The organism is Thermoanaerobaculia bacterium (assembly GCA_035260525.1).
Lineage (GTDB): Bacteria > Acidobacteriota > Thermoanaerobaculia > UBA5066 > DATFVB01 > DATFVB01.
This window is the reverse complement of record DATFVB010000232.1, coordinates 1-4658: the sequence shown is the minus strand read 5'-3', so window position 1 is coordinate 4658 and position 4658 is coordinate 1. Positions and strand designations below refer to the sequence as shown.

6 protein-coding genes are annotated in these 4658 nt (G+C 67.4%); 1 reads left to right on the top strand and 5 read right to left on the bottom strand.

Translation table 11 applies throughout. The features are described 5' to 3' along the window. Positions 1–84 precede the first annotated feature (84 nt). From VKH46_11715 to VKH46_11695, 5 genes are all read right to left on the bottom strand, one after another. Entirely contained in the window at positions 85–693 is a 609-nt protein-coding gene (locus VKH46_11715; GenBank protein ID HKB71504.1) for a redoxin domain-containing protein, read from the bottom strand. Next, on the bottom strand, positions 683–877 hold the full coding sequence (locus VKH46_11710; protein HKB71503.1) for a hypothetical protein: 195 nt from the start codon (positions 875–877) through the stop codon (positions 683–685). Before VKH46_11710 ends, VKH46_11715 begins: the two co-directional genes overlap by 11 nt. Positions 878–939: 62 nt before the next feature. Then, positions 940–1929 carry an aldo/keto reductase gene (locus VKH46_11705; GenBank protein HKB71502.1) on the bottom strand — a complete coding sequence of 330 codons (990 nt, stop codon included), beginning with the start codon at positions 1927–1929 and terminating at the stop codon, positions 940–942. 149 nt (positions 1930–2078) lie between these two features. Next, a complete protein-coding gene (locus VKH46_11700; GenBank protein ID HKB71501.1) occupies positions 2079–3221 on the bottom strand; it encodes an AI-2E family transporter in 1143 nt (380 codons plus the stop codon). Positions 3222–3228: 7 nt separating this feature from the next. Continuing rightward, positions 3229–3381, bottom strand: coding sequence for a lmo0937 family membrane protein (locus tag VKH46_11695; GenBank protein ID HKB71500.1), 153 nt, complete (start codon positions 3379–3381; stop codon positions 3229–3231). A 176-nt stretch (positions 3382–3557) separates the two neighbouring features. Here VKH46_11695 and VKH46_11690 point away from each other — a divergent pair. Then, positions 3558–4658: DUF6600 domain-containing protein (locus tag VKH46_11690; GenBank protein HKB71499.1), on the top strand; the 1101-nt coding region annotated here is incomplete at its 3' end.

The following is a 4658-nucleotide window of genomic DNA, read 5'->3' as shown; positions in this document are numbered from 1 at the left end:
CGACTCGCCCTTCCCCGCGGAGGTCTCCTTCACGTCGCGCTCATCTTACCCAACCCGCCGCACCGCCGGGGATTCCGGCGACCGTCATTTCTTCTTTCGTCGCACCGGAGTCGGCTTGCGACCGGGCTTCTTGTTCCATCCGTGGAAGGGGGAATGGTCGCCGGCGTCCCAGGCCTCGCGAAGCCCCGGCGCGCTCAGATCCCAGTCGGGTCGGATCTCGCACGTCAGATCGCGGAGGTCGTGCCAGAGGTCGACGGTCGACGGCCGGCCCCAGAACCAGTAGCCGTTGTAGATGCGGTGGATCACCAGGCCGGGCTTCAACACGAGCGTGTGCGGGATCATCGGGTCGTTTTCGGGATCGGTGTACTCCTGGATGTCCAGGTCCTTCTGAACGATCCGCCCCGGGTCGGACAGAAACGGCCACTGGGCCCCGACCGACGCCCGGAACTCCTGGAGCGTGTGGTGGTCGTCGGTCGAGATCGTCGCGATCCGGGTGTACGCCACGGCGATCTTCGGGTAGAACTCGGCGAGCTCCCGATGCTGCTGGTGCTCCTTCGGGCAGTAGTGCCCGCGCGCGAGCGTGAGGATCAGCGGATCGTCTCCCTGCAGCTCGCTCAACTTGCGCGGAGCGCGCGTGTGGTCGGGCAGCTCGTAGTCGGGAAACGTGGCTCCGGGAACGATGTCAGAGCGCATGATCGGTCTCCTTTACGGGTGGTGCCGGGTCCCCGAGCGGATTCGCTCTCCCCCGGCTCACGAACACGTGGTAGGCGACGCTGTCCCAGGCGTTGTGGATGCCGGCGAAGAGCAGCAACAGCGCCGCGGCGCCGACGCCGAAGAGCGCGCCGCGCAGGCGGGAGGAAGCCGCGAGCGCCGACACCGCGAGGTCCGCGTACGCCGCGAGCGGCAGCAGGAAATGGAACAGCCAGTCCTCGCAGACCTTCAGAGCCCGACCATTCGTTCGAGCCTTTCGGGGTAGCGGTTTCCGTGGACGGCGATATCTGTCGCGGCGCGATCGATTGCGCCGAGGTCCTCGGCCGTGAGCGCGACGTCCGCCGCGCCCAGGTTTTCTTCGAGGCGAGAAACCTTCGTCGTCCCCGGGATCGGCACGATCCAGGGCTTCTGGGCGAGGAGCCACGCGAGCGCGATCTGCGCGGGGGCGGCTCTCTGTCGCTCGGCGAGCCGCCCGATGAACGCCACGAAGTCCTGATTCGCCTTCCGATTCTCGGGAGTGAAGCGAGGAAGCCCTTTTCGAAAGTCGGACTCGTCGAACGTCGTGTTCTCGTCGATCTTTCCCGTGAGGAACCCCCGGCCGAGCGGGCTGAAGGGAACGAGGCCGATGCCGAGCTCCTCGAGAACCGGCAGGACCTCGTTCTCCGGCTCTCGCCACCAGAGCGAGTACTCGCTCTGGAGCGCGGTGACCGGCTGGACGGCATGGGCTCGGCGGATCGTCCCGACGCCCGCCTCCGACATGCCGAAGCGCCGGACCTTCCCTTCCCGGATCAGGTCCGCGACCGTGCCCGCCACGTCCTCGATCGGCACGTCGGGGTCGACGCGATGCTGGTAGAAGAGATCGATCCGGTCGGTTCGGAGCCGCCGGAGCGACGCTTCCGCGACCTCCCGGATGTGCGCGGGCCGGCTGTCGACACCCTGCTGCCTTCCGTCGGGATCGATCTTGAAACCGAACTTCGTGGCGATCGCGACCCGATCCCGCACCGGAGCGAGCGCCTCACCGACGAGCTCTTCGTTCGTGAACGGGCCGTACGCCTCGGCGGTGTCGAAGAGCGTCACGCCGCGATCGACCGCCGAGCGGATCAGCGCGATCATCTCCCGGCGATCCTTCGGCGGCCCGTAGCCGTGGCTCATTCCCATGCAGCCCAGCCCGAGGGCGGAAACCTCGAGACCGCTTCTTCCGAGTGCGCGCTTTCGCATCGCCGAGCTCCTCCCTTGCTCCCGGGATCTTACGCCGCGCCCGCGCTGCGAGCACGCCCGCGGGACATCACGGCCGGCGAAAGTCTCCGTCTTCCGCGGGGTGGCCGGTGACCGCCGGGCCTCGCCGCGCTCCGCCGCGTGCGTGCGATCTACGCGGTCCGGGCTTCCGCCGCGAGGTAACCCCGATAGTGGCCGTTGGCCAGCGTGATCACGGCGACGAGCGGGATCGCGAGAAAAATTCCCGCGAGCCCTCCGAGCTCGGCACCGCAGAGGATCGCGAGGATGACGCCGAGCGGATCGAGGTGGACGCCGATTCCCACGATCTTCGGATAGACGACGTAGTCCTGAAGCGCCCGAAGCACCAGCAGGAAGAGCACGACGGCCACGACCTGCCCGCCCGAATGGAACGCGGCGAAGCTCGCCGCCAGGATGCCCACCGCCAGCGGCCCCGCCAGCGGAACGAACTCGAGCAGGCCGGCCGCGATCCCCAGAACGACCGGGTATGGCACGCCGATCACGAGGAACGCGAGAGTGCAGACCACGCCGATCAGAAGGCAGGCCGTCACCTGGGCGCGCACGTAGGCCGCCAGCGTTTCGTTCAGCTCGACGAGGAACTCGTCGCCGCGCGACCGCAGGCGACCCCGCGGAAAGAACCGCAGCGCCGCCTTGCGGAGGGGCTGGGCGTCCTTGACGAGGAAGAACGCCAGAACGGGCACGAGAACGAGCCACGGGAGATAGACGAGCTCCCGCGCGAGACGCGGCAGCAGCTCGCTCGTCACATACGTTCCTCCGGCCGTAGCGGCCTGATGAACGGCTCGATCGATGGTCTCGCGTAACGCCTCGGGAACGGCGCGGCTCTGGTAGCTCGCCTGCCAGCTCTGCCATCGATCCTGGATTCGCGCGAGATATCCCGGGAGCTCCGACGCGAGCTCGCCGAGCTGGTCGCTGACGACGGGGACCAGAACGGCGACGAGAGCCGCCAGAGACCCGAAGATGAACACGTAGACCACGCCGATGGCCGCGGGCAGTGGAAGAACGACCTTGCGCCCGCCGATGCTCAGCGGTCGCCGGCAGATCCCGACGAAGGGAGCGACGAGGTACGCGAAGAACACCGCGAGGACCAGCAGGAGGAGGATGCCCCGCAGCCGATAGACGGCCCAGAGCGCGCCGGCGACGCCGAGCGCCACCAGGATGACCTGGAAGGTCCTTCGCGCCGGCGAAGGAGGCGACGACGGCGTCTGCTCTTCATCGGCGCCATGGCCGCCGTCCGTCGCCTTGAACCGAAGCGCCATGCCGTCCCTAGACGATCCGGCGGCGTCCGGAGATCAGCTGAACGAGAAGCATGATCACCGCCACGACGATGAGCAGGTGAATGAGACCGCTGCCGACGTGAAAGGCGAAGAATCCGAGCGCCCAGAGGATGAGCAGGACGATCGCGATGGTGTAGAGCATGGAGCACCTCTTCTTTCACCGACAACGTACAGCGAGACGGGGCTCGCCGCTCATCGTTTGTTCCTCTCAATGAGAGAGGAAGAAACGATTGGACGCCGGGTCCCGGAACACTCATTCTGGGGGTCGATCGAGCGCCTCGAATTTCGCGGCTCGATGAAAGGACCAGGAGTATCGACATGAAGAGGTTTTCGACGACAACGCTGCTCTTCGGCGCGGCCGCTTTTCTGGCCGCCGCCGCGGCACCGGCCCAGGGGCCGGGAAACGCCGACATTCAACAGGCGGTCGCCCGCGTTTCCTATCTTTCGGGGGACGTTTCTTACAACCGGGGCGACCAACCCGACGTCTGGGAGGATGCCGCCGTGAACGTTCCGATGAGCATCGGCGATCGGCTGTACCTGCGCGGAGACGGAAGGGCCGAGCTTCAGTTGGAGGGCGGAAACTTCGTGCGCCTCGGAGCCCAGAGCGATCTCTCGGTTCTGAATCTGACCGACGAGGTGGAGCAGTTTTCGCTCCAGGGCGGCACCGCTTCGTTCCGTCTCGCCCGTCTCGGAAGCCAGGACTCCTTCGAGGTGGACACTCCCAACGTCGCCGTGACGTTCGAACAGGCGGGCGACTACCGCCTCGACGTGGACGCGGACGGCAATACCCGCGTGGGCGTCCGGCGCGGGCAGGCTCTCGTCGCGGCGGGAGGAGGCCAGGTTCCCCTTTCCGCGGGCAGCGAGATGGACATCACGGGCATCGATTCGCCCCAGTACGACGTCGTCGCGCTTCCCGGCCTCGACCCGTGGGATCGATGGGTGGACCAGAGAGGCGCGCGTTTCCGGGGTGCCTCTTCCCGCTATGTGAATGCGGGCGTCGTCGGAACGGAAGATCTCGACGAATACGGTCAGTGGAGCGACATTCCCCAGTACGGCCATGTCTGGTCGCCGGCGCGCGTGGAAGTCGGCTGGCAACCGTACCGTGCCGGCCGCTGGGGCTGGCAGGATCCCTGGGGCTGGACCTGGATCGCCGACGAGCCGTGGGGTTGGGCGCCGTACCATTACGGACGCTGGGTCAATCATTCGTCCCGCTGGTTCTGGGTCCCCGTGGCGCCGGGAGGCGCCTTCGCGAGCTATTCCCCCGCGCTCGTCGCCTTCGTCGGCGGCGGAGCGGGCTGGTCGGCGTCGTTTTCCATCGGAGGCGGAGGGTACATGGGATGGTTCCCTCTCGCCCCCCGCGACCCGTTCGTTCCCTGGTGGGGATCGCGCGCGGGCGCCTATGGGAACGTCACCAACGTG